At 65.7% G+C, this 26477-nt stretch carries 22 protein-coding genes, 1 tRNA gene and 2 pseudogenes; 14 read left to right on the top strand and 11 right to left on the bottom strand.

What is annotated here, in order from left to right:
- The first annotated feature begins 9 nt into the window (after positions 1–9).
- Together ACQY4O_RS04235 and ACQY4O_RS04230 are read left to right on the top strand one after the other, a co-directional pair.
- Positions 10–921 carry an ABC transporter permease gene (locus tag ACQY4O_RS04235; RefSeq protein ID WP_428374977.1) on the top strand — a complete coding sequence of 304 codons (912 nt, stop codon included), beginning with the start codon at positions 10–12 and terminating at the stop codon, positions 919–921.
- Between the two features lie 68 nt (positions 922–989).
- Positions 990–2060 (top strand): glycosyltransferase family 2 protein, encoded by a 1071-nt coding sequence (locus ACQY4O_RS04230; protein ID WP_428374976.1) that lies wholly within the window; start codon positions 990–992, stop codon positions 2058–2060.
- Here the strand turns inward: ACQY4O_RS04230 and ACQY4O_RS04225 are convergent.
- The 5 genes and pseudogenes from ACQY4O_RS04225 to ACQY4O_RS04205 form a co-directional block, all read right to left on the bottom strand.
- Complete coding sequence (locus ACQY4O_RS04225; RefSeq protein WP_428374975.1) at positions 2057–3556, bottom strand: oligosaccharide flippase family protein; 1500 nt, start codon at positions 3554–3556, stop codon at positions 2057–2059. The two genes, ACQY4O_RS04230 and ACQY4O_RS04225, sit on opposite strands and share 4 nt — an antisense overlap.
- A gap of 44 nt (positions 3557–3600) precedes the next feature.
- Positions 3601–5016 carry a hypothetical protein gene (locus tag ACQY4O_RS04220; protein ID WP_428374974.1) on the bottom strand — a complete coding sequence of 472 codons (1416 nt, stop codon included), beginning with the start codon at positions 5014–5016 and terminating at the stop codon, positions 3601–3603.
- Positions 5017–5042: 26 nt separating this feature from the next.
- Complete coding sequence (locus tag ACQY4O_RS04215) at positions 5043–5483, bottom strand: glycosyltransferase family 2 protein (protein WP_428378250.1); 441 nt, start codon at positions 5481–5483, stop codon at positions 5043–5045.
- A gap of 153 nt (positions 5484–5636) precedes the next feature.
- Positions 5637–5927 (bottom strand): annotated as a pseudogene (locus ACQY4O_RS04210) (glycosyltransferase family 2 protein); the annotation flags it as partial.
- 154 nt (positions 5928–6081) lie between these two features.
- Positions 6082–6738 carry a sugar transferase gene (locus ACQY4O_RS04205; RefSeq protein WP_428374973.1) on the bottom strand — a complete coding sequence of 219 codons (657 nt, stop codon included), beginning with the start codon at positions 6736–6738 and terminating at the stop codon, positions 6082–6084.
- Positions 6739–7319: 581 nt separating this feature from the next.
- Between ACQY4O_RS04205 and ACQY4O_RS04200 the strand changes: the two genes are divergently transcribed.
- The 6 genes from ACQY4O_RS04200 to ACQY4O_RS04175 all read left to right on the top strand — a co-directional run bounded on the left by ACQY4O_RS04200 (position 7320) and on the right by ACQY4O_RS04175 (position 14963).
- A complete protein-coding gene (locus ACQY4O_RS04200; RefSeq protein ID WP_428374972.1) occupies positions 7320–9491 on the top strand; it encodes a GumC family protein in 2172 nt (723 codons plus the stop codon).
- Entirely contained in the window at positions 9488–10600 is a 1113-nt protein-coding gene (locus ACQY4O_RS04195; RefSeq protein WP_428374971.1) for a glycosyltransferase family 4 protein, read from the top strand. The genes ACQY4O_RS04200 and ACQY4O_RS04195 overlap by 4 nt, the downstream gene beginning before the upstream one ends.
- Positions 10601–10643: 43 nt before the next feature.
- Positions 10644–11828 (top strand): glycosyltransferase, encoded by a 1185-nt coding sequence (locus tag ACQY4O_RS04190; protein ID WP_428374970.1) that lies wholly within the window; start codon positions 10644–10646, stop codon positions 11826–11828.
- Positions 11829–11848: 20 nt separating this feature from the next.
- A complete protein-coding gene (locus tag ACQY4O_RS04185) occupies positions 11849–12931 on the top strand; it encodes a glycosyltransferase family 2 protein (protein ID WP_428374969.1) in 1083 nt (360 codons plus the stop codon).
- Positions 12932–13019: 88 nt separating this feature from the next.
- Entirely contained in the window at positions 13020–13877 is an 858-nt protein-coding gene (locus tag ACQY4O_RS04180) for a hypothetical protein (protein WP_428374968.1), read from the top strand.
- Between the two features lie 18 nt (positions 13878–13895).
- Positions 13896–14963: a glycosyltransferase family 2 protein gene (locus ACQY4O_RS04175; protein ID WP_428374967.1), complete on the top strand. Its 1068-nt coding sequence runs from the start codon at positions 13896–13898 to the stop codon at positions 14961–14963.
- Positions 14964–15134: 171 nt separating this feature from the next.
- On the opposite strand, the gene ACQY4O_RS04170 is transcribed toward ACQY4O_RS04175, so the two are convergent.
- Together ACQY4O_RS04170 and ACQY4O_RS04165 are read right to left on the bottom strand one after the other, a co-directional pair.
- Positions 15135–16211: a glycosyltransferase family 4 protein gene (locus ACQY4O_RS04170; RefSeq protein WP_428374966.1), complete on the bottom strand. Its 1077-nt coding sequence runs from the start codon at positions 16209–16211 to the stop codon at positions 15135–15137.
- A complete protein-coding gene (locus ACQY4O_RS04165) occupies positions 16208–17671 on the bottom strand; it encodes an oligosaccharide flippase family protein (protein WP_428374965.1) in 1464 nt (487 codons plus the stop codon). Before ACQY4O_RS04165 ends, ACQY4O_RS04170 begins: the two co-directional genes overlap by 4 nt.
- 282 nt (positions 17672–17953) lie before the next feature.
- Between ACQY4O_RS04165 and ACQY4O_RS04160 the strand changes: the two are divergent.
- Positions 17954–18160 (top strand): annotated as a pseudogene (locus ACQY4O_RS04160) (helix-turn-helix domain-containing protein); the annotation flags it as partial.
- Between the two features lie 106 nt (positions 18161–18266).
- Positions 18267–19139 carry an integrase core domain-containing protein gene (locus tag ACQY4O_RS04155; RefSeq protein WP_428374964.1) on the top strand — a complete coding sequence of 291 codons (873 nt, stop codon included), beginning with the start codon at positions 18267–18269 and terminating at the stop codon, positions 19137–19139.
- A 43-nt stretch (positions 19140–19182) separates the two neighbouring features.
- Here the strand turns inward: ACQY4O_RS04155 and ACQY4O_RS04150 are convergent.
- Positions 19183–19272 (bottom strand) — tRNA-Ser (locus tag ACQY4O_RS04150).
- Between the two features lie 206 nt (positions 19273–19478).
- Between ACQY4O_RS04150 and ACQY4O_RS04145 the strand changes: the two genes are divergently transcribed.
- The gene (locus tag ACQY4O_RS04145; RefSeq protein WP_428374963.1) at positions 19479–20930 is read left to right on the top strand and encodes a circularly permuted type 2 ATP-grasp protein; all 1452 of its coding nucleotides are present in this window, start codon (positions 19479–19481) and stop codon (positions 20928–20930) included.
- Positions 20927–22162 carry an alpha-E domain-containing protein gene (locus tag ACQY4O_RS04140; RefSeq protein WP_428374962.1) on the top strand — a complete coding sequence of 412 codons (1236 nt, stop codon included), beginning with the start codon at positions 20927–20929 and terminating at the stop codon, positions 22160–22162. Before ACQY4O_RS04145 ends, ACQY4O_RS04140 begins: the two co-directional genes overlap by 4 nt.
- Positions 22163–22232: 70 nt before the next feature.
- On the opposite strand, the gene ACQY4O_RS04135 is transcribed toward ACQY4O_RS04140, so the two are convergent.
- Together ACQY4O_RS04135 and ACQY4O_RS04130 are read right to left on the bottom strand one after the other, a co-directional pair.
- A complete protein-coding gene (locus ACQY4O_RS04135; RefSeq protein ID WP_428374961.1) occupies positions 22233–22457 on the bottom strand; it encodes a hypothetical protein in 225 nt (74 codons plus the stop codon).
- 74 nt (positions 22458–22531) lie between these two features.
- A complete protein-coding gene (locus ACQY4O_RS04130) occupies positions 22532–23575 on the bottom strand; it encodes a glycosyl transferase family protein (RefSeq protein ID WP_428374960.1) in 1044 nt (347 codons plus the stop codon).
- 125 nt (positions 23576–23700) lie between these two features.
- Here ACQY4O_RS04130 and ACQY4O_RS04125 point away from each other — a divergent pair, with 125 nt between their 5' ends.
- A complete protein-coding gene (locus ACQY4O_RS04125) occupies positions 23701–24378 on the top strand; it encodes a DsbA family oxidoreductase (RefSeq protein WP_428374959.1) in 678 nt (225 codons plus the stop codon).
- On the opposite strand, the gene ACQY4O_RS04120 is transcribed toward ACQY4O_RS04125, so the two are convergent.
- A complete protein-coding gene (locus ACQY4O_RS04120; protein WP_428374958.1) occupies positions 24363–25349 on the bottom strand; it encodes a bile acid:sodium symporter family protein in 987 nt (328 codons plus the stop codon). The two genes, ACQY4O_RS04125 and ACQY4O_RS04120, sit on opposite strands and share 16 nt — an antisense overlap.
- 69 nt (positions 25350–25418) lie before the next feature.
- Between ACQY4O_RS04120 and ACQY4O_RS04115 the strand changes: the two genes are divergently transcribed.
- Complete coding sequence (locus ACQY4O_RS04115; protein WP_428374957.1) at positions 25419–26438, top strand: hypothetical protein; 1020 nt, start codon at positions 25419–25421, stop codon at positions 26436–26438.
- The last annotated feature ends 39 nt before the right edge of the window (positions 26439–26477 follow it).

The following is a 26477-nucleotide window of genomic DNA, read 5'->3' as shown; positions in this document are numbered from 1 at the left end:
GGCCGCCGGATGGACCTGCTCGCGGCTTCGATCCGGATCGGCACGCCGCTGCTGCTGGCAGCGCTCGGCGGCTTGCTGTCGGAACGTGCCGGCGTGTTCGCGGTCGGACTCGAGGGCATGATGCTGGCGGGCGCGTTCGCCGGCCTGTTCGGGGCGTGCGCGACCGGCAGCGCTGCGATCGGCCTGCTCTGCGCCATGCTCGGCGGCGGGTTGATCGGGGTGATGGTGGCATGGGTCGCGGTGCGATGCCGCGCCGACAACATGGTGACCGGGCTGTCCGCCAACATCGTGGCCCTCGGCGCCACCGGCATGCTGCTGCGCCTGATGTCGCAGGCTGGTGGCGAGGCGATGCACTGGGTGCCGCTCGCGGCCTGGACGGTGCCCGGCTTGGGCCGGCTGCCGTTGCTGGGACCGCTGTTCGTGCAGCCGCCGCTGACCTGGCTCGGGCTGGCCGGCTGCATCGCGCTGACCTGGTTCCTGCGTCACAGCGCGATCGGGCTGACGCTGCGCGCCACCGGGGAGAACCCTGTGGCCGCGAGAGCCGCCGGCGCCGATCCGCGCCGGGTGCGCGAGCGGGCGGTGGTGGCGGGCGCGATGATCGCCGGCCTCGGCGGCGCGGTGCTGTCGCTGCAGCAGGTCGGCAGCTTCACCGAGGGGATGACCGGCGGCCGCGGCTACCTGGCGCTCGCAGCACTGATCGTCGGCCGCTGGACCCCGTTCGGGGCCGCGCTGGCCTGCCTGATGTTCGGCGGCGCCGAGGCGCTGGAGTTGCATCTTGAGGCGGCGGGGGCGGGATTGAACCCCTACCTGCTGCAGATGACGCCGTACCTTGCGGCGCTGGCGGTGCTGGCGCTGGTGGGCCGCTCGGCGCAGCTGCCGGCGGCGATCGGGCGGCCGTATAGCGATGGCGACGTCGGATGATCGGCACTTGGAGCCAGGGACGAGCCGCGGTATTTCCAACAGTGATGGAAGTCGGCAACGTTCGGGACATGGGTGATCGACAGGCAGGCGTTCTCGTCACTGTCGTCATCATCAACCACAATTACGGGCAATTCCTGCGCACCTGCATCGAGAGCATCCTCGCGCAGTCGCATCTTCCGGTCGAAATCATTGCCGTCGATGACGGCTCGACCGATGGCTCCGCGGATATCCTGACGTCCTACGGTGACCGGATCATAACTGTCCAACAGGACAACCTTGGCCACGTGAAGGCCTTCAACGCGGGCTTCGCGGCGAGCCGCGGTGACCTCGTGCTGTTCGTGGACGCCGACGACGTGTTGTATCCTGAATGCCTGGCCTCGGTGCTGTCGGCCTGGCGGCCCGGCTTGTCGAAGGTGCAGTTCCGGCTCGACACCATCGATGCAGCGGGCCTCGACCTGAACATGCCGTTTCCGGCCTACTCGTCCGCGCTGGACGCCAGCGAGATCCGCCGCAGGTCGATTGCCAGCGGCTACTATCCGTGGCCGGTCTCGACCGGAAACGCCTACGCACGCGACTATCTGCTCTCGGTCATGCCGGTGCCGCACCCGCGTATCTGGAAAGCGCCGGACGGCTACGTGAACAAGCTGGCGCCGTTGTTCGGCGACGTCGAGACATTGCCGCGGCGGCTTGGCGCCTACCGGGTGCATGGCAGCAATCTCTGGGCCTCCTCCTCGAAGCAGGTCAACCTCGCCGGCTACACGCGCAACGTGCGGTTCGATTGCGACCTGCACACAAAGTTTGCCGAGGTGGCGGCAAGCCGGGGCCTGCAAGTCGGGTCGTACAACGACCGGCTGGTGCCGCAATGGATCGAGGTCAGGCTGCTGTCGTTCCGGCTGCGCCGCGAGGAGCATCCGATCGAGGATGACACAGCGGGGCGCTTGCTTTGGCTCGGTCTGCGGGCGGCGGCGCGGGCGGACGGGCTGACGCCGAGCGGGCGGCTGCTGTGGGCGCTCTGGTTCCTTGCCGTCGCAACGGCGCCGAAAGCTCTGCTGCTGCGCCTGGTGCAGCTTGGACGCATCCAGAGCAGCCGGGCGCTGCTGGCGCGGCTTGTCGTGCGGGCGTCGCGGTCGTCTGCCTAAAGGGCTCGTTCGGGCTGGCGGAGGGGCTTGTCCCGGGTGATGCGGTTGAAAATGCCGTTCAGGACCAGGGCCTCGAGACCGGCGGGGCGGCCCGAGGCGAGCCAGAGGAGGGCCAGGGCAGCGGCGTAGGCGATGGCGCCGAGTGCCGCCGCGATGACCAGGTTCGAGCCGGCCTGCCAGACGCCACCTCCGAACCGCAGCAGGTGGGCGGACAGCAGGACCACCGGCGTCATGATCGCGACACTCGCGACGCTGCGCCAGATGTTCAGGATCTGGCTCAGGATGGAGAGACCGAAGTTCCGGCGCACGATGGTGACGGCGTAGCTGGCGGCGGCAAGCTCGGCGACGACACGAGCACCGATCAAACCCATGAAGCCGAACTCCAAGGCACCGGCTACGACAAGCGGCAGTTTCACCACGAGTTCGATCGCGTTCTTCTTCACGAAGAACCTAGTGTCACCGAAGGACATCATCAGCGGTCCGGAACCGATGGCCAACAGGGCCGGGATCGCGCTGAGTGACAGGCCGCGCAGCAGAGGGATGGCGCCGAGCCACTTGGCGCCAAAGACGAAACGCACGATGGGGTCGGCGAGCAGGCACTCCCCGACCAGGACCGGCAGGCCGAGAGTCATCACCGCCGCGGAGGCGTTCTGGTAGATCCTCAGAAGCCGCGGCCGATCTTCGCGCACGGCGCTGAATGCCGAGAGCAACGGGCCGATGATCGGACCGACAAAGGCATTCAGCGGGATGCTGGTGAGGTCGCTGGCGGTCGTGAAGAGCCCGAGCCGGGCGAAGGAGACCAGCCTGCCCATCAACAAGCGCTCGAACTGCCAGTTGACCGCGGTGATGGCCTGGGACGCGGTCAGCCAGCCGAGAAACCCGAGGAATGCCGGCATTTCGGCGAGGCTCAGCCGGGGACGATAGGGCGCCAGCGCGTAGGATATGGCGACCATCGCGATAGGAAAGGCGACCGTGCCCGCCGCGAGCGCCCAATAGTCATGCGCGTACATGCCCACGCTGATCGCCACTGCGAACGCGATCAGCTTCCCGCCGACCTGGATTACCGTGTCGCGCCAGAAACTCATCTGTCTTTGGAATTCGACCAGCCGCGGGCTGTTGAGGCCGCGCAGGACCGAAGAGACGCTCAGGACGCAGACCAGCAGGACCAGTCGCCGGTCGGAGTAGAAGCTCGCGAGGGGCCACGCCGACGAGAGGATGACGGCGCCCAGGGCGAGGCCGCGGATGACGCTCAGCGTGAAGGCGGTATCGAGCTGGGTCCGCGTGAGGACCGGCAACCGCATCAGAACCGTGCCAACGTTGAGGTCCAGAACGACTTCCGCGATCGAGATCACGGTCATCGCGATGGCAACCAGGCCGAAATCTCGGGGCCGCAGGAGGCGTGCCAGGATCAGCATCGTGGTGAGATCGAGCATGCGCGAAAGCAGGCGCGCTCCGATCAGCAGCACACCACTCTGTGCGGTTCTACGACCCAGCACGTGGCACTTTCACGATCCCTGAGCGCATCACGAGGCGGGCATGGTCACGCCGGCACCGCAACCCGGCGCACGGCGTCGGGAAGGACCGGTCTTGCATCAAGTTCCGTGCGAACGGCGCAGCCGATCAGCAGGGACAACAGAAAGTAGAAGGTAACCGAGCTGATCGTAGGTCCGGAGATCAAGGCGGTCAGGATGAAGGCGAACAAACCGCCGCAGCAGCCGTCGAGCACGATCATCTGCTCGGACGAGGCCGAGCAGCGCCTTGCACGTCGAACCGCGCGCGTGACGCCCGCGCCGAACCAGAGCAGGCCGAGCAGGCCGGGGATGCCGATACTGGCCAGGATGCCTGGGACCAAGCTCGAGGACCGGTTGCTGCCCCATCCCGTTCCGAGACCATAAGTCTCCACGGCGGCAGTCAGGCTGTCGGCATCGGTATCGGTCCGATCATTGTAGGAGGTGCTGTGCTGCTTATCGAGCGAGGCGTTGACCACCTGGCTGACGCTGCTGTTAAAGCGCGGCACCAAGGTGTCGCCGGCGAAGAAGGCCAGGCCGAGCAGGACGAAGACCGGGACTCCGACCTTCAGCACCATCGCGACCATGCGGGCCGAGCCGCTCAGCAGCGCATAGATCGGCACGCCGACGGCAATGATAGCGAGCGTGGCGAAGCCGGTGGTCGAGGTCGACAGCGCAATGGTGCCCAGTCCCGCGATGAAGGCCAGCCGGACCAGGGTGTCGCGGTGCCCCTGCAGCATGACCCAGCCGCTGGCGCAGACGATCGAGGCCATGTAGCCGGCCAGGGCGGCGGGCTCGGAGAAGGTAGCATTGATCCTGGGCACGGAGCCGAAGCTTTGCGTGGTCAGGATCGCCCAGCCCGGGTTGGAATAGAACAGGTCATTGGGATACGGGACGCCGGCGACCTTGCTGGCGAACTGCCAGACGGCAATCGCGGCGACAACCAGCCCGCTCAAGAAGTAGATTCGCAGGAACGGAAGCAGCCGCAGCCGCGACTTCGTGAAGAAGCACGCGCCGAGCACCACCAGGCCGCAGTCCAGGGCGAGATAGATGTCCTGGTTGATGTTGGACGAGGTGGGTCGCAGCGGCTCGGTCACGAAGGGCGGGATTTCCTTCTGCGGCCAGACATAGGCCTGGCCCTCGAACAGCCTGGGCATCAGGTAGGATGTGGCCAGAGCCCAGACTGCGACGCAGACGAAGGGGCGCACCAGCCTCCAGGTCTGCCGGTCGCCGGGAAACCGGGCACCGAGCAGCAGTTGCATCAGAACAAAGCCCATGAAGGTCAAGGCCGGCAGCAGGCCGGGCTGGACGCCCAGGGTCCCGATGGTGAGCGCCGCCGCGGCCTCGAAGACCTGCGCGATGATCATCAGCTTCAGCAACCGGTCCGGCCGCATCGCCCAGAGCAGGCAGAGCGGTACGAGGAGGAAGGTGAACGCCGTGACACCCATGCTGAAGACCCGGTCCGGCCGAGGCGCTAGAAGTCCAGGATCCGCTCCGGACGCAGGCGTCCCCGGAGCAGGTCCCTGAGTGCACGCGCATTGCCCCGCAAGCGACCGCGTCGGTCGATATAGCGTTCCGGACGGATGGACTTGACGCAATTCACCAGCAGGTGACGGCTGAGGTCACGCAGCACGCGGAACCAGGGATAGACACCCTTGCGCGCAAGATAGATCGGATTGGCGACCTGGGAATAGCCCAGCCTGGTTCCGGAGGTGCGGCCGAGCTTGATCCCGAGATGGACACCCCGTGCCGATGGCAGCTTGACGATGCGGCCATGGCGCCCGAGGCGGCGGGTGAGATCGACATCCTCGAACCAGGCATACAGGGGCAGTCGCTCGTCGAAACGCAGCCGGTGGCGGATCAGCGGCTCCAGACGCAGCGCCATGTTGCAGCCATAGCCGTTGAAAATCGGCACGACCGCAGACGGACCGGCATGCGCATCATCGTCGCGCAACGCCTGCAGCGCCTCGTCGACGGAGAGACCAGGACCCACCGCCCCGTCTGCGACAACGTGACCCGTCGTCACGACGATGTCGGGCTGGTGCCGGAAGACGGCAACAGTTTCGGCGATATAATGCGGCGCCGGGAAGAAGTCGTCGTCGATGAAGAGCAGGATGTCATAATCGACCGCGCAGTCTATGATCCTGTTGCGCTGTGTGCAGCAGCCTGGCCGCTCGAGGCAGACTTCCAGATCGGCCGCGTGATCGAGGCCTGACACGTCAGCCTCAACAGTACCGCAGATGACGATACGATCGGCGGGTCGGGTCTGGTTGCGCAGCCGGCTGAGCGTCTGGCAGAGAACAGTGGCGCGTCCCCGGGTGGCGATGCCGACCGCAACCCGAAGCCGGTCATCATCCATCGCAACCGCCGGCTTCGGCACACCTTCGCTCAAATCAATCCGGCTCATGCTGTGGCAACCGCGTCAGGACCAGAAAGGCGGTCGCCTCCTGCCGCGCGAACCTAGCTGGCCGGCAGGTTCAGATCACGCAAAATGTCCGGCCAAGGGAGCAGGTTCAGTAGGCGCCCTTCTGCGAGAAGACCACCGCAACCGTCCGCAGCAGGATCATGGCGTCGCTCATGGCGGACATTTTGCGGACGTAGTGCGTGTCCAGGGCAACGCGCCGTTCGTAGTCGGTCCCGCTCCGGCCGGTGACCTGCCACAGGCCAGTCAGACCGGGCCGCACCGACAGATAGCAAACCTTGCCTTCCGGGCCATAGAACTCGTCCAGTTCCGACTGCACGACCGGCCGCGGGCCGACCAGGCTCATCTCGCCGCGCAGCACATTCACCAGCTGCGGGAGTTCATCGAGGCTGTAGCCGCGCAGGACGCGCCCGATGCCGGTCACACGCGGATCGTGGCGCAGCTTGCGGGATTCCGCCCACTCCACCTGAGCCTGTGGGTTCTCGCTCAGGTGCCGCAGCAGCACCGCATCCGACCGCAAGGTCATGGACCGGAACTTCAGGCAGGCGAAGCGGGCCCCACCCTGCCCGATGCGTTCGTGGCGGAACAAAGCCGGGCCGCCATCTGCACGCACTACGATCCAGATGGCGAGCAGGACCGGACTCACGATGACGATGAGCAGAATTGCGACGACGATGTCGGTCGCACGCTTGGCGATGGCGGCCGCGCCGCTTCGCTCGCTCTCGCCTCTGGCCGCCAGCATTGTCATGGGTACCTCAAGACATGGCAACCGGAAATGCGGTCTATATTGTGTTGAAAAAGCCGATCATTTCGCATCCTGACTTCCTGCAAGAAGAACAGTGCTTCGCAAGAGTGGCAGAATTAGAGCCTCACCCCTCATCGAAACAGAGACATCCAGATGCTCAACGTTCCGTGAGGGTAGACATCCTCTATATAAATGAACCGTCTGACACAAATTGAAATTGAGGAATTAATGTTAATTTAACTAATGCAGCCTGAGGTTGCGTCGCACCATTCGGTGTCTGATGGCGAACACCCAGCCCGACGAGCCCGAGAGGGTGGCCCTGCCGCAGCCGATTTCCAACGCGAAATCCGCAGTTGCAGGCCGATCCGGCGTCGGGCCACGCTGATCATGCAAGGATGCAGCCCCAGAACGGTTCCCGCCTGTTCATTCCACCCTGCGCTCGTTCTTCAGGTAACTCTTCGTCAAAAACTACCATTTTGTTGTTTTTGGTATCGTCCGCTGTCAACTTCACGTCAGCGTCATTTTGGTAACGATACATGTCAGCCCTTATTCAGCATCGTTCCGAGGAGCGCGCGCCAGCGGCGATGGCTGGGCTGGGAGCACCGGACTATGTCTCCCCGGTCCGCGCCCTGAGTATCTTCCGCCGGCGCAAGCTGCTGGTCGCCTGCGTGGTCATTCTCGTCAGCGTGCCGGTCACGGCCTACATCACGACCATTCCGCCCTATTTCGACTCCGAAGCCACCCTCGCGCTCGATATGCGCAAATCCGCCTTCAGCGACCTGCAGGCGAGCGACCTGAACGCACAGGGCGATACGCTGACGGTGCGGACCCAGACTGATATCCTGGATTCCACCGAGATGGCCGGGCGGGTGGTCGATGCGCTCGATCTGGTGCAGAGCGCGCCGGTGCAGCGTCTGCTGCACACGCCGGAGCCGCGCTACAGGGTCCTGCTCGACAGCCTGCTGGGTCCGAAGCAGCCGGACCAGGCGGCCGAGCGGCTGCCGCGCCGGGTGGTCGAGCGCGAGGTCGCAATCGGCTGGCTGCGCGACCGGGTCACGATCGCCAATGACGGCCGCTCCTACACCTTGACGATCAAGGCGCGCACCGGCAATGGCCTGCTCAGTGCGCGGATCGCGAATGCCTATGCGGCGCAGTATCTCGCCTTCAACCGCGAGCTGAAGACGACGACCGTGGCGCGCGGCAATGCCCTGCTGGACCAGCAGATCGCGCCGCTGCAGCGTCGGGTGACCGCCGCCGAGCAGGCGGCCGAGCAGTTCCGCGAGAGGAACGGCCTGGTGGTCAGCCAGCGCGGCGACGGCGATGGTTCCGAAGGCCACACCATCGCCGAGCAACAGCTCGACGAGGCCAACAGCCAGTTGCTGGTGGCGCAGGGTGACCTGGCGCGCAAGCAGAGCGAGCTGGCGCAGGCCGCGGTCGCGTTCAAGAGCGGCCGGCTCGACGAGATCCCGACGGTCGATACGTCCCCGCTGATCCAGCGGCTGCGCGACGAGGCGGTCGAAGCGCAGAGCCGGGAGACGATGATCGGGCAGAGTGCGGGCAGCGCCAACCCGGCGCTGGTCGCGGCCCGGGCGACCAACGCCTCGGTCCGGCGCGCCCTCGGCGAGACGGTGCAGAAGACGCTGACCACGCTGCAGAGCGACGTCAACGGCACCAAGCTGCGGGTGACGTCGCTGCAAGACAATCTGGCCGGCATACGCGAGTCGGTGTTCAAGCAGAGCCGGGCACGGGTCGAGCTGCAGCAGCTCGAGAGCGAGGCGGCGGCGGCGCGCGCGGTGTATCGCGAGTTCCTGGCGCGCTTCGAGCAGACCTCGTCCGAGGCGACGCTGCAGGAGCCGGATGCCAACCTGGTGACCACGGCGCAGCCGCCGGTGGGCGTGACCGGTCCGATGCGGCTCAGGCTGATCGCACTGGCCGGGATCGCGGGCCTGGTGTCGGGATGTGGGATCGCACTGGGCCTGGAGCGCTCGCGCAAGGGAGTGCGGACGCTCGAGCAGCTCGAGGCCGAGACCGGGCTGTTCCCGCTTGGCTTCGTGCCGGTGGCGGACAAGGCGAAGACGATATCGGGCCGCAAGAGCACGCTCTATACGGAGTCGATCACCGGGGTGCGCCGGATGCTGCGCTTCGGCAGTGCCAGCAAGCGGGCCAAGGTGGTGCTGGTGACCTCGGCCGCGCGCGGCGAGGGCAAGACCTTCTTTGCGGTCTCGCTGGCGGCCAGCCTCGGACGCGAGGGCGGCAGGGCGCTGCTCATCGACGGCGACCTGCGCGACCCCGGCGTGCACAAGTCGCTCGACATGCCGCAGCCGCAGCACGGCGCGGACACCGGCACCGGCACCGCGGTGCGGCTGGTGATGCAGGAGGACGCGCTGACCGGGGTCGACGTCGTCAGCTTCCGGCCTCCGGCGGATGGCGGTCCGGCCCAGCTCGACACCGGCGAGCTGCAGGACCTGGTGGACCGGGCGCGCGACCGCTACGACCTGATCGTGCTCGATGCGCCGCCGGTGCTGGCGGTCTCCAATGCCGCGGTGATGGCGCAGATCGCGGACGGCACGATCTTCGTGGTGCGCTGGAGCGAGACCCCGCCGGTGGCGATCCGGAGTGCGCTGCGCACACTGCAGGCGTTCGGCGTGCGGGTGCTGGGCGGGGTGCTGACCCAGGTCCGGGTCGAGGAGCTCAGCGGCGCCGAGGGCGGCTACGGCCACGTATTCAAGAACATCTCCGGCTATTTCCGGGCATGAGCCGGACCCGCGAGCGCGCCGCCGCCCTGCAGGCCGGACCGCAGGATGCGCTGTTCATCAACGGGCGGTTCCTGACGCAGCCGCTCAGCGGCGTGCAGCGCTTCGCCACCGAGATCACGGCGGCGCTGCAGCGCCGGCATCCGGACCGCGTCGTGGTGCTGGGCCCGCCGGGGGTCGAACAGGCCGGCCTGCCCGGCACCCGCGCGGTGGGACGCAGGCGGGGGCAGGCCTGGGAACAGCTCGACCTGCCGGCGCCGGCCCGGCGCGGCGTGCTGATCAACCTCGGCAACACCGCGCCGCTGCGCGGTGGCCCGCAGGTGGTGGTGATCCACGATGCCGGCGTGTTCGCAACGCCGGAAGCCTATTCGTGGCAGTTCCGGGCCTGGTACAAGTTCGCGCACAAACGCCTGGCACGCGGTCGCAGCCGGATCGTGACGGTCTCGGAGTTCGCCCGCGGCGAGATCTGCCGATACCTGGGCGCCAACCGCGACGAGATCGCTGTGATCTCCGAGGGGGCGGACCACATGCACGCGATCGAGGCGGAGCCCGCGATCCTGCGGACGCTGCCGCCGGGACGCTTCGTGCTGGTGGTCGGCAACCTCGCGGCGCACAAGAACCTCGCGGCGTTGTCACGGCTGGCGCAGGCGCTGGCCGAGCGGCGCGTCAGCCTGGTGATCACCGGCGGCCTGGCGATGGGCGCCTTCCGGCAGGCGTCGCTTCGGTCGCTGCCGCAGCCGGCCTGCTATCTCGGCCGGGTCAGCGACGGCGAACTGAAGGCGCTGTACCAGGCCGCCGCCTGCCTGGTCTTCCCATCGCGCTACGAGGGCTTTGGGTTGCCCGCGATCGAGGCGATGGCGGCGGGCTGTCCGGTGGCGGTCTCGCGGGTTCCAGCGTTGCGGGAAGCCTGCGGCGAGGCGGCGCTGTATTTCGATCCGGCCTCGCCCGACGACATCGCACGCGAGGTCGGCCGCCTGCTCGATGACGATGCCCTGGAACAGCGGCTGCGACGGGCGACGCTGCAGCAGGCACAGCGCTTCACCTGGGCGCGCGCTGCGGGGCAATTAGCCGCGATCGCCGATGGGATGCGTTCGCACGGGGCTTCCGTCTGACGTCGAACCTTTATCTTGATGGTGTTGGAAAGCGATAGGTCCGATGAGGGTCGCACTGGTCCATGACTGGCTCGAACATTATGCCGGCTCCGAGCGGGTGTTCGAGCAACTGCTGCTGATGTACCCCGAGGCGGACCTGTTCGCCGTGGTCGATTTCGTGCCAAAGGAGGAGCGTGGGTTCCTGCAGGGGCGCCCGGTGAAGACCACCTTCATCCAGCGCCTGCCCTTCGCACGCAGGTATTTCCGGCATTTCATCGGGCTGATGCCACTGGCGATCGAGCAGCTCGACATGTCCGGCTATGACCTGATCATTTCCAGCAGCCACTCCGTCGCCAAGGGCGTCATCACAGGGCCGAACCAGGTGCATGTCAGCTACGTGCATTCGCCGATGCGCTATGCCTGGGACCTGCAGGCGCAATACTTGCGCGAGGGCAATCTGGAGCGTGGCTTGAAGGGGCTGTATGCGCGGCTGCTGCTGCACAGGCTGCGCGGCTGGGACGCTCGCACCGCACTCGGCGTCGATGTGTTCGTGGCGAATTCCAACTACATCGCCGATCGCGTCCGCAAGGTGTATCGCCGCGAGGCGGTGACGGTGCCTCCCCCTGTGGCGGTGAATGAATTCGTGCCCGGGTATGGTCTACGCGAGGCGTATCTCGTTGCCAGCCGATTCGTGCCCTACAAGCGTGTCGAGTTGATCGTCGAGGCGTTCGCCCAGATGCCGAAGCGCCACCTGATCGTCGTTGGGTCCGGGCCGGGGCTGCAACGCGTGCTCAATGCCGCACGACGCTGCGCGAACATCGAAATTCGGCCGCCGGTGCCGAAGGCTGAACTTGTGCGTTTGATGCAGTCGGCGCGGGCGTTCGTGTTCGCTGCCGAGGAGGATTTCGGCATCACCCTGGTCGAGGCGCAGGCCTGCGGCACTCCGGTGATCACGTTTGGCGCCGGGGGCGCGCGGGACATCGTGATCGACGACACCGAGGCCGCGACAGCACCGACCGGCATTCTGTTCCGGCACCAGACGGCGGCCTCGGTCACGGAGGCGGTCGAGCGTTTCGAGGCACACCAGGAGAGATTCGGTGCGGCAAGCTGTCAGCAGAACGCCGCCCGGTTTTCGACCATGGCGTTTCGCGCCAGCATCGAGCGCGTCGTACGCAATGCGACGGCGCATCACGAAAACCGGCGCGCGGGTGCGCGCCCGGGCGCCCTTCAGAAACCGATTGCTGCCTGACCGATGGGAGCCGCCTGAGCATGCCGACACTGCCGACCGAAAAACCCGACACCGTTCCGGTCTCAGTAATTATCGCCAACTACAACTATGCGGACTTCATCGCAGCGGCGATCGACAGCGCGCTGGCGCTTCGGTGGCCGGATGTCGAGGTGATCGTCGTCGATGACGGCTCAACAGATCGCTCGCGGCAGGTCATCGCGTCCTATGGCGACAGAGTATCCGCTTTGTTCCAGAGCAATCAGGGGCAGGTGGGCGCGTGCAACAATGGCTACGCCGCTTCGCGTGGGGAGTGGATCATCTTTCTCGACTCCGACGACATGCTGCATCCCGACCTGCTGCAGGAAGCCGCCAAGAAGTGGGGGCCTGGAGTCAGCAAAATCCAGAGCCAAATGCTCAGGGTAGATGCCAAGGGCAACTCCCTGGGGACGGTCTTTCCGCAATACAAGGTCCCGCCAACGCCGGTGCTCATCAGGCGCTGGGCGACGCGTACGAGCGCCTATCCTACCCCACCCGGTTCCGGCAACATCTACGCTCGCTGCTTTCTGGACAATATTTTTCCACTGGAAGAAGGTCGGTGGGACTTCGTGGATTCTCCGTGCCTCGCAACAGCAGCCTATTTCGGCGACGTCGAAACCCTGGCGCTACCGCTGGTGTATTACCGGATGCACGGCAAGAACGATTCCCAGATGGTGGAGTTCAACGTCGACCTGACCGTTCGGGACATAGAACGCGCCAGGAAGCGCTTCACCTTTGCACAGCAGATCGCGCGTTCTCGTGGCATGAGGATTGACAGCAAGGCGATCTTCCGAAGTCTGTCCTTCGCCGCCTATCGGATCGTCTCCTTCAGGTTTGCAGCCAAGCGGCATCCGATTACCTCTGACAGTCGCGGGCGGATTATCTATGATGCCATTCGGGCCGGTTGTTCTCCCCAAGGTCTGGCGTTGACCGCAAGCGCGGTCCTGGTGTTCTGGATCTTGCTGGTTGCGGTCGCTCCCGCGCGCCTCGCAAAGCTTCTTATCTCCTGGCGCTATATTCCGAGCAGCCGGCCGGTGCGGATAGCCAAAACCTTGCGAATACTCGATGCTTCCCTTCGGCCGGCATGAAGAGCTTGCCTGCAGGTGCATCACCCCTGGTAGGCTCCAGACGTCTCACCCATTATCCTCCCACCGGCTATGCCTAGGAACATGAGACATGCGCTTTGCTACGTTCTGGAAGGGCGCTCTTAGCCCGATGGAGGCAGCTTGCCTGCTTTCCTATACAAAGCGCGGCTATCCGCTAACGCTTTTTAGCCACGCCACGGTTGACGTCCCCGAGGGTGTGATTCTGAGAGACGCCGGCGAGATTGTCGATGAGAGCTATACACGTCGCTTCATCTATGACGGCAAGCCGAACCTCAGTCATTTCACGGACTACTTCCGCTATAACCTGTTCAAGAAGACGGACCAGATCTGGGTCGATGCCGATATGGTCCTTCTGCGGAGCTTCAGCGAGGTTCTTCCCCCGTTGGTTCTGGCGAAAGAGAGAAGGTCGAGTGTCTGCGGAGCGATCATGCGGCTGCCACGCGGCGCAAAGCTGGACCTCCTAATTGAGCGGGCCGAAGCCGCCATGGATCGTAACCTCATTTGGGGGGAAACCGGCCCGATCCTGCTGACAAAGGTCTTTGGCCGGGGCCTCATGAACGAGGCCTATTCGCCGGGACGCTTCTTCGCCATCCCGCATGATGACTTCTGGAAGGCTTTCCTCCCAGAGTATGCGAACGAATGCGCTGCCGTCACAGAGGATGCCTGGGGCTTGCATCTCTGGAACAACATCGTCGACAGACTAGGCATCTGGAAGAAGCATGCACCGCCGGTAGGTTCTTTCCTGCACGTCCATTTCCAGTCCGACGGGGTTCTTGAGTTGTTCGACGAGCCCTACCCGGTTGCAATCATGCGGCAGATGATAGAGAATTTTCGCCTCCGCAAGTCGGGCGGCGACCTAGGTATCAAGGGTCTGTTGAAACAGGCTGTACCGAGCGTTGAGCGGACCATCAGGCACTATAAAAAATGACCCTATCAGAGTTTGACAATGGCTCAAGCAATAGAGACGTCGGTCGCTCTCGCCACCTACAACGGAGAGAAGTTCCTGCGACCTCTGCTCGAAAGCTTGGGTGCACAGTCGATACTGCCGGATGAAGTTGTAATTAGTGATGATTGCTCCACAGACGGAACCGTGGATATTGTTAGAGAGTTTGCTTCGAGAGCACCCTTTACGGTTCTTCTAATAAACAATCAGGCGCGATTAGGCTATCGCGATAATTTCATCAAAGCTGCTTCATCTTGCTCTTCAGAGGTGATTCTGTTCTGTGACCAAGACGACATTTGGCATCCCGAGAAAATAGAGCGCCTTCGGGACGGGTTTACCGGAGCCGGAGTTTTATTGTGCTATCACAAAGCCTTTCTAATCGACGAAAACGGCTCTAAAGTAGGGAAATTTACTTGCGCGAAATTGAGAAACCCATGGCAAACTCCTGCCGGCTTCCTTACTGCTTTCCGAAAGGATTTACTAATTCATGAAGAGCTTCGGCAATTATCTATTGACTTCAACAAGCCCTCCGCAAGATACGCGCATGACCAATGGGTTGCACTTCTAGCGCGAGAGCTTGGCGAGGTTGTTTTCATCGACAGAGATTTAGCTGGCTACCGCCAGCATGCGACCAACATCTACGGAGCCGAGCAGGCGCGTCTCCCACTTCTAAAGCGGCTTCGGAAACGTTTGAAAAACCGCTCTGAAGCGTTCGTCATCCTCGCCTCAGTCTGCCGATCGAATGCGACCGTTTTCTCGTCTCTAGCAGAACGGCTGAACAAAGCTGACGTCTGGAAAGCACGCGCATTAAAAGGTCAGCAGGCTTATAAAGAATTAGCCGAACTTTATGATTTAAGAGCGAAAGCCTACAAGGACATCAGGTTTCTGAACCGATTGCGAGCGCTTTTAAGGCTTCTACAAATCGGCACATATAGAGATCGAGGGAGATGGAGCTTCGGCAGCAGGGGTCTGGTCAGAGATGTCGTTTTAGGTGTGCTTCTAGGCAGAGTGATTTCGCGTTTGACTACAAGTACAAGTTTTGGTGACGCCAATTGCCAACGCATTGCTTAAAACTTGAAAGAAATGACTTGAGTCAGGCTGGGCGTTCGGAGCGAGCCAGTTTACCGCAGTATCTTGCCGCGTCCTCCGTTCAAATACTGCCGGGCCCATGGCTCCACGGAGCCTCCTCCAGTAGAGGGTCTGGAATCACAACCGGTATCCATTTTAGGTCCGCGCCGTGTTTCAGGCGCCGAGTTGCTGTGCCAACCGCTCGACCGCATCGTCCCAGGTGAAGCGCTGAACGAACTCATGTCCGGCCTGCGCTAACCGCAGCCGGTAGGTAGTATCAGTTAGCAATCGGATGACACCATCGGCCAGAGCCGGCGGATTGCGAGGTGGTACTACGATAGCAGTCTGGCCATCGCGAGCGTAATCCATGCAGCCCCCATTATCTGTGGTCACGAGCGCTGCCCCGCACGCCAGTGCTTCGACGCCCGGAAGCCCCCAGCCTTCGAAATGCGACGGCACCATGAATACGGCTTGCTGGTTGTAGAACCGGCGGAGCTCGACCTGATTGGGATAGTCCACCCAGGCAATCCAATCGGGCAATGCCCCGCGCTTAGCTCCGAACGCGGTCACGCGTAGTGTTTCGCCGAGGCGCTCGCGCAGGATGACTGAAGCCGCAAACGCGTCATCCGCGCCCTTGAACGACTGCGGGCGAAGTGGAAACCCAACAGTGAGCGGTTCGCGTTGATCGGAAGGCCGGTCGACCCCGAACTCGGTGAAATCGAGTCCACACGGAATTGTCGCAATCGGTTTGCCGCCACAGCGCCGCACCATCTCAGCAACGATTGTCGACGTCGCGATGATATGGAACGGCATACGGTAGGTTGCCTCGATCCGGTCCCGGATCGTGGACTCGCTGGTCATGACGAATTCATAATCGTAGACGATGTAGTATTTCCGTCCGTACCTCGCAGCCACAGCAGCCAGAGCCTCCGCTGTGTGCCATGATGTCGCGATCAACAAGTCGGCGTCAGGCAACTGGCTGGGCGAGAAGCTGCGAATGAGCCGTGTTCGGACGCGTCCTGCTGAAACCAGGGCCGGCACCAACGGCCGGTTCTTGAGGCGCGCGCGGAAAGCCCAGACGGGGGCTTTCAATCGGGCAGTCAGATCGTCGGCATCGCTTTCGAGGCTTCTAGGGAAGATCACGGTGACATCGTGGCCCCTGTCGGCGAGAAGCCTGGCGTATGTATAATGCACCGTATAGCCGCCGCTCGGATGGTTGAAATAGGCCGGCAGCGCAATGGTGATCTTCATGCCGCATTACTAGCCGCGCCCGGCATGCGCGACCTTGCTTTGCGGGCCAGCAGCTTGATCTCCGCCAGCACCGGGTGATCCTGAACCCAAAGCAGGGATGCCCAGAGGGCGATTCCCAGCAGAATGGTCCCGGCGATGGCCAATGGTGGCGTGCGCGGCGACCATCCGCTCTCGATCATCAGGAGCACGGAAGGCGCCACCGCGACGCAGGTCAGCGCCGCGCTGCGCAGGTAGATCCGGGTCAGTTCGCCGGGCTCCGTTCCGGCAATGCGAGTCATGTGTGGAAGAAACAATGCCAGCCCGAACAAACTTTCGGCAACGCGTCCCACGGCCGCGCAGGAGATGCTGACGAGGCAGCCAATCGAGAAGGCCCCAACGCCGACCACAGCGCGCGCCAGCTCGAAGCGCGCCATCCGTGAGGTCTCGTTGCGTAAAACGAACAACTCCCAATTCATGCCGAAGCAGACGACGACGAACTGCGCGCACATCAACAGCGAGAGCGGCAAGGCGGCGCTGAGCCATTTCTGGCCGTAGAGAATAGAGATGGCCGGACCCGCCAAGACTGCCAGGCCGATCTGCATCGGCCAGATCAGCGCGGTGATCATCTCAAAACCGCGTAGGAAAACGTCACGCAGAACGCCGCGCCCGCGATATTCGGCCGAGAGCTGGACGAACAGCACGCGTGTGATGGCGCCGTAGACATTATCGAAGATCTGCGACGACAGGTTGCTGGCGCGCGAATAGAGGCCGAGAGCAGCAAGGCCCAGGAGATTACCGAGAATGATGTCAGAGAGGCGTGCAGCTAGTGTGTTGATGCCGCCGACTGACATCATCTTGATGCCGAAGCCCGTCATCTGGCGCGCCTCGGCCAGAGATAATGCGAATCCGATGTGCCGTCGTCCTACTAGGCAGGCGGCGGCCGCACTGAAAAGGCTCGACGCCAGCGACCCGTAGGCCAGGCTCATGTAACTGAAGCCGTCCAGTGCCAGCGCGATGACAAACACGTTGGCGCAGAGCGCTTTGCCGCCGCTGATCAGGCCCAACATCCGGAAGTTCATGTCTCGCTGCAGCATGACGGACGGCCGGAACTCGAAGATCGCAATGAGCGGGACCAGTGCCAATGGCGCGAGCACCCGAGCGATCGCATCGGCCCGGAACAGATCCCGCTGGGCCACGCTGACGCCGAAGATCAGCAGGGCTACAGCTGAGGCCAAGATGCCATTGAGCGTGAACGCCGAGCTCAGCGTAGTTGGGAGCAGCTCCTTCGCACGGATCACGTAGGTCGATACGCCGAAGGCCGCCGTTGTGTTGATCACGGTGATGATCGCAGCGGCGACTGCATACACGCCGAGATCGCGCGGCGACAGGAGGCGTGCCACCACGACGGACCCGCCGAAGGTGATGGCTGCTGCCGAGAATTGCCCGGAAACTGACCAAGCTAAGGCCTTGCGAAGCGTCATCGCCTCTCGGGCTCCCATTATACAGGACAGTTTCTAGGCTGGCCGAAAAGGTGGTCGCAAGTATGCCGGAGGTCAGCCTAACATCTCGTCGGACAATAGACATTGAGGCGGCTCTCTACCACCTGGATATCGTCAACCGGATCGTTTAGTTCTGGCAAATGCCAACTTAGGTACATCTGTAAAAACCTGCCGGTCCGCAAGCAGCTGTACGACCCGAGACATAGGTGACATCGCGTTCCGGACACATGGGTAACACTTTCCGACCTTGGGCGGGAGGTGTGAATGCCGTGGAAAGCGTGTTCGGCCATGGAAGAACGCCTCCGCTTCGTCGGCCGCCTCCTTGAAGGAGAGGCGGTGACCGACGTCTGCCGCGAGTTCGGTATCTCGCGCAAAACCGGCTACAAGCTGCTCGGCCGCTACAAGGACGCGGGCGCCGACGCCCTCGCCGACCGGTACCGCCGCCCGGTTCGCTACCCCAACCAGCTCCCGCCGCAGATCGAGGGTCTCATCGTCAGCCTCAAGCGCGGCAAGCCGCACTGGGGGTGGGCGCAAGATCCGCGAACTGCTGGTCCGCCGCCTGCCCGGGGACCTCCGGTTGCCCGCACAAAGCACCATCCACGCCGTGCTCGATCGCCACGGTCTGGTCGCTCGCCTCGGCCGACGCCGCAACCGCGCCCAGGGCACCCCCTTGTCCGCCGGCAATCGCCCCAACGACCTCTGGTGCGCTGACTTCAAAGGCGAGTTCCGCCTCGGCAACAGCCGCTACTGCTACCCGCTCACCGTTACCGACCACGCCTGGCACTTCCTGCTGCTCTGCGAAGCGCTCGACTCCGTGCGCGAGGAAGGCGCCATCGCCGCCTTCCAGCGCCTGTTCGCCGAGCGCGGCCTGCCGGACGCCATCCGCCCCGAAAACGGCGTGCCCTTCGCCAGCCCCAATGCGCTGCTCAACCTCTCCAAGCTCTCCGTCTGGTGGCTGCGCCTCGGCATCGCCATCAAACGCATCAAGCCGGGCAACCCGCAGCAAAACGGCCGCCACGAGCGCATGCATCTGACGCTGAAGAAGGAGACAACCCGACCGCCCGGCATGAACAGACTGCAGCAGCAGGCCCGGTTCGACGCCTTCGTTCAGGACTTCAATGCCGAGCGGCCGCACGAAGCTCTCGAGATGCAGCTACCCGCCGACCGATACCGGCCATCAACACGCCCGTATGGCGGCCTACCCGAACTAAGCTACCCGCTGCACGACAAGCAGCACACGGTCACCGCCTGCGGCCGCGTCTGCATGCTGTGCAAGAAGATCAACATCTCAACCGTGCTCGCGGGCCAGCTCGTCGGGCTCAAGGAGGTCGACGACGCCATTTGGCTCGTCAGCTTCATGCACTACGATCTGGGCTATATCGACCTCGAGCAGAGAACCCTGCAACCCATCGACAACCCGTTCGGCACGAGGTTGTCACCCATGTCTTAGGAACACAGTGTCACCCATCTCTCCGGGCTGGACCAGCCAAACTTGGCGGATGAGGTGGGATTCGAACCCACGGTACGCTCACACGCACGGCGGTTTTCAAGACCGCTGCCTTAAACCACTCGGCCACCCATCCCGGCCCCCCACATAAGGCCACACCCCCCTCCCCGGCAACGCCCCCCACAACCGCCCCGCCCCAGATGGGGCTTGGCTTGCGGTGCGTTTCTTGCTTCCGTAGAGCCCGGCCTCACAGCAGGTGGACGGAATGCTCTCCTTACGCCTGATCCCCGGCCCGCGCCGGCCTGACCCCCCCAAGCGCCGGCACCCGAGACCGAGCCCGGCATGACCGGCCAGGCTCCCACCGGCGGCCTGCTCGAGGGCTATGACTCCAGCTTCTTCTGCGAGCTGATGAACGGGCTCGAGCCGGACAACCCCGACCTCGCGCTGATCCGCGAGCGGCTGTCCCGGATGGACCTCGCCGAGCTCGGCCGCCGGGCCGCCACCGCCGAGGTGGAGCTGTACAATCTCGGGATCACGTTCACGGTCTATTCCGACCGGGACGCGATCGACCGCATCCTGCCGTTCGACCTGATCCCGCGCGTGCTGACCGCAAAGGAGTGGGACATCATCGAACGCGGCGTGATCCAGCGCGTCACCGCCATCAACCACTTCCTGTGGGACATCTACCACGACCAGAAGATCCTGGCCGACGGCATCCTGCCGCGCGCCCTGGTGGTCGGCAACAGCAACTTCCGCCCCGAGATGATCGGCCTCGACGTGCCGCTCGGCGTCTATGTCCACGTCAACGGCACCGACATCGTGCGCGACGGCGAGGGCCGCTTCCTGGTGCTGGAGGATAACGCGCGCACCCCCTCGGGCGTGTCCTACGTCATCGAGAACCGCCACATGACGCTGCGCGTGCTGCCCGACCTCGCGGCCGGCTTCAGGCTGCGCGGCGTCGAGGAATACGGCATGCGGCTGCGCCAGGCGCTGGTGGACGCCGCGCCCGCCGGCGTGCTCGACCCGCAGGTGGTGCTGCTGTCGCCCGGCATCTACAACTCGGCCTATTTCGAGCACGTGTTCCTGGCCCGCGAGATGGGCGTGCCGCTGGTCGAGGGCCGCGACCTCATCGTCGAGAACCGGCGGGTGTACATGCGCACCATCGCCGGCCTGCGCCCGGTGCACGCGATCTACCGCCGCCTGAACGACGACTTCCTGGACCCGGACGTGTTCCGCCCCGACAGCCAGCTCGGCGTGCGCGGCCTGATCGATGCGTGGCGCGCCGGCAATGTCGCGATCGCCAATGCCGTCGGCACGGGTGTGGCCGACGACAAGGCGATCTACGCCTACATGCCGCGCATCATCCGCTACTATCTCGACCAGGATCCGATCCTGCACAATGTCGACACCCGGATCTGCGCCGAGCCGGACGGGCTGCACTACACGCTCGACCATCTGGCCGAACTGGTGGTCAAGCCGGTCGGCGAGAGCGGCGGCTACGGGCTGATCATCGGGCCGCACGCGTCGAAGGCCGAGCTCGAGGAGTTCCGCGCCAAGCTGGTCGCCGACCCCGCCAACTATATCAGCCAGCCGGTGATCAGCCTGTCCACCTCGCCGACCCTGTGCGAGACCGCGATCGAGCCGCGCCATGTCGACCTGCGGCCGTTCGCGGTCACCGGGCGCTCGACCTGGGTGCTGCCCGGCGGCCTGTCGCGGGTGGCGCTCCGCCGGAACTCGCTGGTGGTGAACTCCTCGCAGGGCGGCGGCTCCAAGGACACGTGGGTGCTCGCATGAGTGCCGCCAACGGCGGCGGGGGTGTTGGAGTGAGCATCGGCAACGGCGGCAGCGGGCGCTATCCCGACGAGATGGAGCCGATCCGCTCGTCCGACCTGCTGTCGCGCTACGCCGAGAGCACCGTCTGGCTGGCGCGCTACATGGAGCGCATCGAGAACCTCGCCCGCGTGCTGGACGTCACCGAGACCTTCGTGCGCACCGGCCAGGGCCGCGACGGCTGGGCCTCCGTGGTGCAGATCAACGCCGACGACGAGCCGTTCACCGGGCGCCACGCCCAGCCGGACGCCGCCAGCGTCACCGACTTCTACGTGCTCGATACCAGCCACGGCAACTCGATCTCGTCGATCGTCAACATGGCGCGGGAGAACGCACGCACCCTGCGGCCGCTGATCTCGACCGAGATGTGGACGCATATCAACGTGTTCCACAACTGGATCCGCCGGCTCGGCCCGAACGACGTGCGGCCATCGCACCTGTCGGCGCTGTGCGCCCGGGTGAAGCAGGAATGCCAGACCCATTACGGCATCACCGAGGGCACCTTCTACCGGGACCAGGGCTGGTGCTTCTACATGATCGGCAAATACCTGGAGCGCGCCGACCAGATCACTCGCCTGGTGGACATCAAGTACCACACCCTGCTGCCCGGCGAGGCGGGGATCGGCTCGGAGGTGGATGTCAGCCAGTGGAGCGCGGTGCTGCGCGCCGCCGCCGGCTACCATGCCTTCCGCCGCACCATGCCGCGGGTGCTGCAGCCCAAGGATGTCGCCGGCTTCCTGCTGCTCAACAACGCCTTCCCGCGCTCGCTGGCGCTCACGCTGCGGCAGGTTTACTGGGCGCTCGGCCAGTTGCGCACCGATTACGGCCTGCGCCGCAGCGGCATCATCCTGGAGCGGCTCGACGAGTTGCGGGCGTCGCTGGTCGACCAGACCATCGAGCAGATCATCGTGCGCGGCCTGCACGAATTCCTCGACTGGGTGCAGCTCGAGCTGCGGCAGATCCAGGAGGGCGTCGCCAGCGCCTTCTGGCCGCCGCCGCCGGAACTGCTGGTGCCGCAACAGGCCCTCGATGGCGGCGCCAGCACCATGGCGCAGACGCAGGGCGAAGGCGGCATGAGCCAGACCATGGGCACCATGAAGCAGAGCATGGGCAGCATGACCCAGACCCTCGGCGACATGAGCCAGACCTTCGGCAACCCCAGCAAGCCCGGCGACGACCCGAACCAGCAATCGTGATCACGACGCAGTCGCCGTGACCCGCCCCGCGGGCGCGATGCCTGCGGAGCGCGGGTTCAAGCGAGCCGCATCAGCTCGGCGGGTTGGCGGCTTCCTTGGCCTTCTTGTTGGCCATGTGGTGGCCCACCGCACAGCCGACGCCGGCGCCGACCAGGCCGTGATGGCCGGCCATGTGGCCGCCGACGCCGCCGACCGCGGCACCCTTGAGGCAGCCCTTGGCCTCGGCCGGAGCCTGGGACGCGACAGCCGACAGCATCAGCATCGCGGCCCCGGTGGAAAGCAGAATGGTCTTCATCGCGAGGAACTCCTGTTCGTGATTATGTAACGCTGTTTGAACGTCCCGCACAGCGGCGGTTCCCGAAATCGCGATCAGCCGGCCCCTGGGCCGGGCTCCGGACGGCGCCCGGACCAGATCGCCCGGGCCGCCGCATCGGCCGCCTCCGGCGTCGCATGGCGCCGCAACGCCAGCAGCGCCATGGCGATGGTGCCCACGACGGTGCAGACGGCGACTGCGGTGTCCGCATCCTGGGTGCTTCGCTCGTGCCAGACCCGCAGCATCAGCGCCGTCGTGTCGGATGCCGCATCGCCGCGTGGCCCCGGCGCCAGCAGGGGCGGCAGTAGCAGTTCCCGTGCGCTCGCGCCGGCGACTTGCAGATGCACCGCGGTCGCCTTGCCCGGTGGCCGCTCCGCCTCGCCGCCGCCGCCCTTGAGCACCAGCAGCGCCGGGCGCCCCAGTAGCGCGGCGACGCCCAGATGCAGCGCGATGTAGGGCGGGTGGAACACCCCGTCGACCGAGGCGCCGGCATCGGCCGGATCGAGCAGCCGTGCCACCGTGTTCACCGGCGAACGCAGCCCGAACAGCCGGCGCATGCCCAGCAGGCGCGCCACCCCCGGGGCCATCGCCGCGACCGGCCAGTAGGCAAAGCCGGTGCGCTCCAGGCCGGCCGCCACCGCGCCCGGATCCAGGCAGGCCGCAAGCCCCAGCGCCGGCAGCACGCCCTCGACGCCGAGCCCGCCGGAGAACTCGTTCGAGCCGTGCATCAGGATGCGCAGGCCGGACTGCGCCAGCGCCAGGGCCGCGAGCAGGAACCACGGGGCGCCGCGCGTGCGGCCGGCGCCATAGCTTGGCCAGTCCAGCGCGACCGGCGGCAGACCCGCGGCGATGCCGCCACGTCCGAGGCCCGCCTCGTCGCGTGCCGCCTCGATCAGCCCGGCGATCTCCGCCGGATCCTCGCCGCGATAGCGCAGCAGCATCAGGAACGCCCCGACCTGCGCCGGGTCGGCGTCGCCGCGCAGCGCCATCGCGAAGGCCTCCCGCGCCTCCTCCCGGGTCAGGGCACGCGACCGCCCGGGCCCGCGCCCGAGAGTCGCGACAAACCCCGCGAAGCGATCGTGCAAGGCGGCCTGGTGCATCGTCGGCTCCTCGGGGCGGACAGCGTGTCATCGCAGCCCCTTTCAAGATCGGGCAACCCCTACGAACGCTGGCTTTTGCGCGGGCTTTCAACGATGATCGCCGAAATCGGACCCGTAGTTGCCCCGTGAACGCTCTCGTCCCACCGCGCCCGCGCATTGCGCTCGAGATCGTCCACGATTTCGTCTGCCCCTGGTGCTATCTCGGCGTGCGTCGGCTGATGCGGGCGCTGTCGGAGCGCACCGGCTACGGCTACGACATCACCTGGCGGCCCTTCCTGCTCAATCCGGACATGCCGCGGCTCGGCATGTCGCGCTTCGACTATGTGGTGCGCAAGTTCGGCGGCGAGGAACGGGCGCGCCGCCTCTATGCCGCCGTCACCCATCTCGGCGCCGCCGAGGGGCTGGATTTCCGCTTCGACCGCATCGTGCACATTCCGTCCAGCGTCGATGCGCACCGGCTGGTCGGCTTCGCCCAGCGGCATGGCATCGCGGGCGTACTCGTCGAGGCGCTGTTCGTCGCCCACTTCGCAGAGGGACGCAACATCGGCGACCTCGCCACCCTGGCGGCGATCGCGCAGGAGGCCGGGCTCGACGGCGCGCAGGCCGGGCAGTTCCTGCGCTCGCGCGAGGGTGCGGACATCGTGCATGGCGAGAACCTGCGGGCACACCGGCTCGGCATCAGCGGCGTGCCCTGCTTCGTGATCGGCGACCGCATGGCGGTGTCCGGGGCGCAGGAGCCGGAAGTCTTCCACCGGCTGCTCGACATCGCCGCCGTCGAGGCGTTCGACTATGTGCGCGGCTGAACCTGCTCGATGCCTCCGACCGACGCGGGTTCGGCCGCGTAGCGACGCGCCATCACCGCACAGACGAACAGCTGCAACTGGTGGAAGATCATCAGCGGCAGCACCACCATGCCGACGGTCGCCGGCGGGAACAGCACGCCTGCCATCGGCACGCCGGAGGCCAGCGTCTTCTTCGAGCCGCAGAACACGATTGCGATCTCGTCCGCGCGGGCAAAGCCCAGCGCCCGCGCGCCGTAGCGGGTGATCAGCAGGATGCCGGCCAGCAGCACCGCGTCGATCAGCAGCACCAAAGCCAGCATCGAAGGCGGCAGCTTGTGCCACAGCCCGTGCACCACCGCCTCGCTGAACGCGGTATAGACCACGATCAGGATCGAGCCGCGGTCGGTGAAGCTGAGCAGCCGCTTGTGGCGCAGCGCCCAGCCGCCGATCCGGGGCTGCAGCACCTGCCCGAGGGCGAACGGCAGCAGCAGTTGCAGGACGATGTCGAGCACGGCATGCGCCGAGATGCCGGCGCCGTTGCGGCTGAGCAGCAGCCCGACCAGGACCGGCGTGATCGCGATGCCGAGCAGGTTGGACGCGGTGGCGGCGCAGACCGCGGCCGGCACGTTGCCGCGCCCGATCGAGGTGAAGGCGATCGAGGACTGCACCGTGGACGGCAGCGCGCAGACGAACAGCACCCCGAGCCACAGCGTCGGCGTCAGCAGACCGGGCAGGAGCGCGTGCAGCGCCAGCCCCATCAGCGGGAACACCGCGAAGGTGCAGCCGAGGATCGCCAGGTGCAGCCGCCAGTGGCCGAGCCCCGCCAGCATCGCCTGGCGCGACAGCCGCGCGCCCTGCAGGAAGAACATCACCGCGATCACCAGAACGGTGAGCACCGAGAAGACCGGCACCGCGGCACCCCGGCAAGGCAGCACGCTGGCCAGCGCCACGGTCGCGATCAGGGACAGCAGGAACGGGTCTGGCTTCGGCATGCCGGCATCCAGGGGGGCGTGTGCGGGCCATTTGCCAGGCCGCACGAGGTGCGCCACCCTTAATCCCGGATGCAAAGCAAGACCATCACCCACCCGTCGAGCCGGGCCGTCGCAAGCCTGGTCGCTCAGGTCGGCTTCGCGTCCTGGATGCTCTGCGTGCCGCCGGCGGTAGCCAGCCCCGCCGGCGCCGCCGCGGCAGCGCTGGCGTTGCCCGCAGGCTGCGGCAGTGCCACCGCAACCTCCGCGCGCCGCATCGCGGCCGCCGCCGGCAAGGGCGCCGCGTTCGAGGCCAGCGCGCTGCGCATCCAGCTGCCGCTCGATGCGACCGGCCATCCGCCCTCGTTCGCCGCGGCCGCGCTGCATGTCGCAAGCCACGGCGCCGAGACCGGGCCGGAAGCGCTCGAACGCGCCTCCACCGCGGCCGGCGCCTCGCTGCTGATCGCCCTCACCGGCACCGGCCGGAGCAAATGCCCCGCCGATGCGCTGCAGGCAGCGTCCTACCCAGTCGTCGACGGCCTGCTGCGCGGCGGCGGCTACCTCGCCACCTGGCAGGACGTGGCACTGCGCGGCACCGCCGGCCATGTCCTCGCGCGGCGCATGCAGCTTCGGCTGGATGGTGCCGGCGGCGCCGCGGCCGATGCCCCCGTGCACATGACGCTCAGCCTGGACGGGATCACCGGCACCCTGACGCCGCCGACCCTGCTGCCCGAGCACCTGTCGGTCAGCGCCACCTTGCCGGCCTCCAGCCTGCCGACGCTGCTCTCGGCAGCCGGGGGAGCCGCACCCGACGCGCGCATCCCGGTCACCATCGACGACATCAGCATGAGCCGCGGCAGCGCCACGCTGCACGGCACCGGCACCGCGAACGCCGCCGCCACCCCGCAGGACAGTTCCGCCGAGATCCACCTGGTCGCGCACGCGTTCGATGCGCTGGTCAACGAGGCCGCGCTGCAGGACATGACGCGCGTCCACGCTGCGCTGTTCCTGTCCCGGCTGATGGCGCGCCAGGCCGGCGCGAACCTCGAGTGGCAACTGAAATACGGCGCTGGCCTGCTCAGCGTGAACGACGTGCCGATCCCGTTGCGCTAAAGTGGGCCCGCTGCACTGAGTATCCGGATCGACGCACGG

It is taken from the genome of Lichenicoccus sp., from assembly GCF_965277665.1.
In the GTDB taxonomy this organism is placed as follows: Bacteria; Pseudomonadota; Alphaproteobacteria; order Acetobacterales; family Acetobacteraceae; genus Lichenicoccus.
Note: the sequence above shows the minus strand (reverse complement) of the source record. Positions and strands in the feature narration are given on the sequence as shown.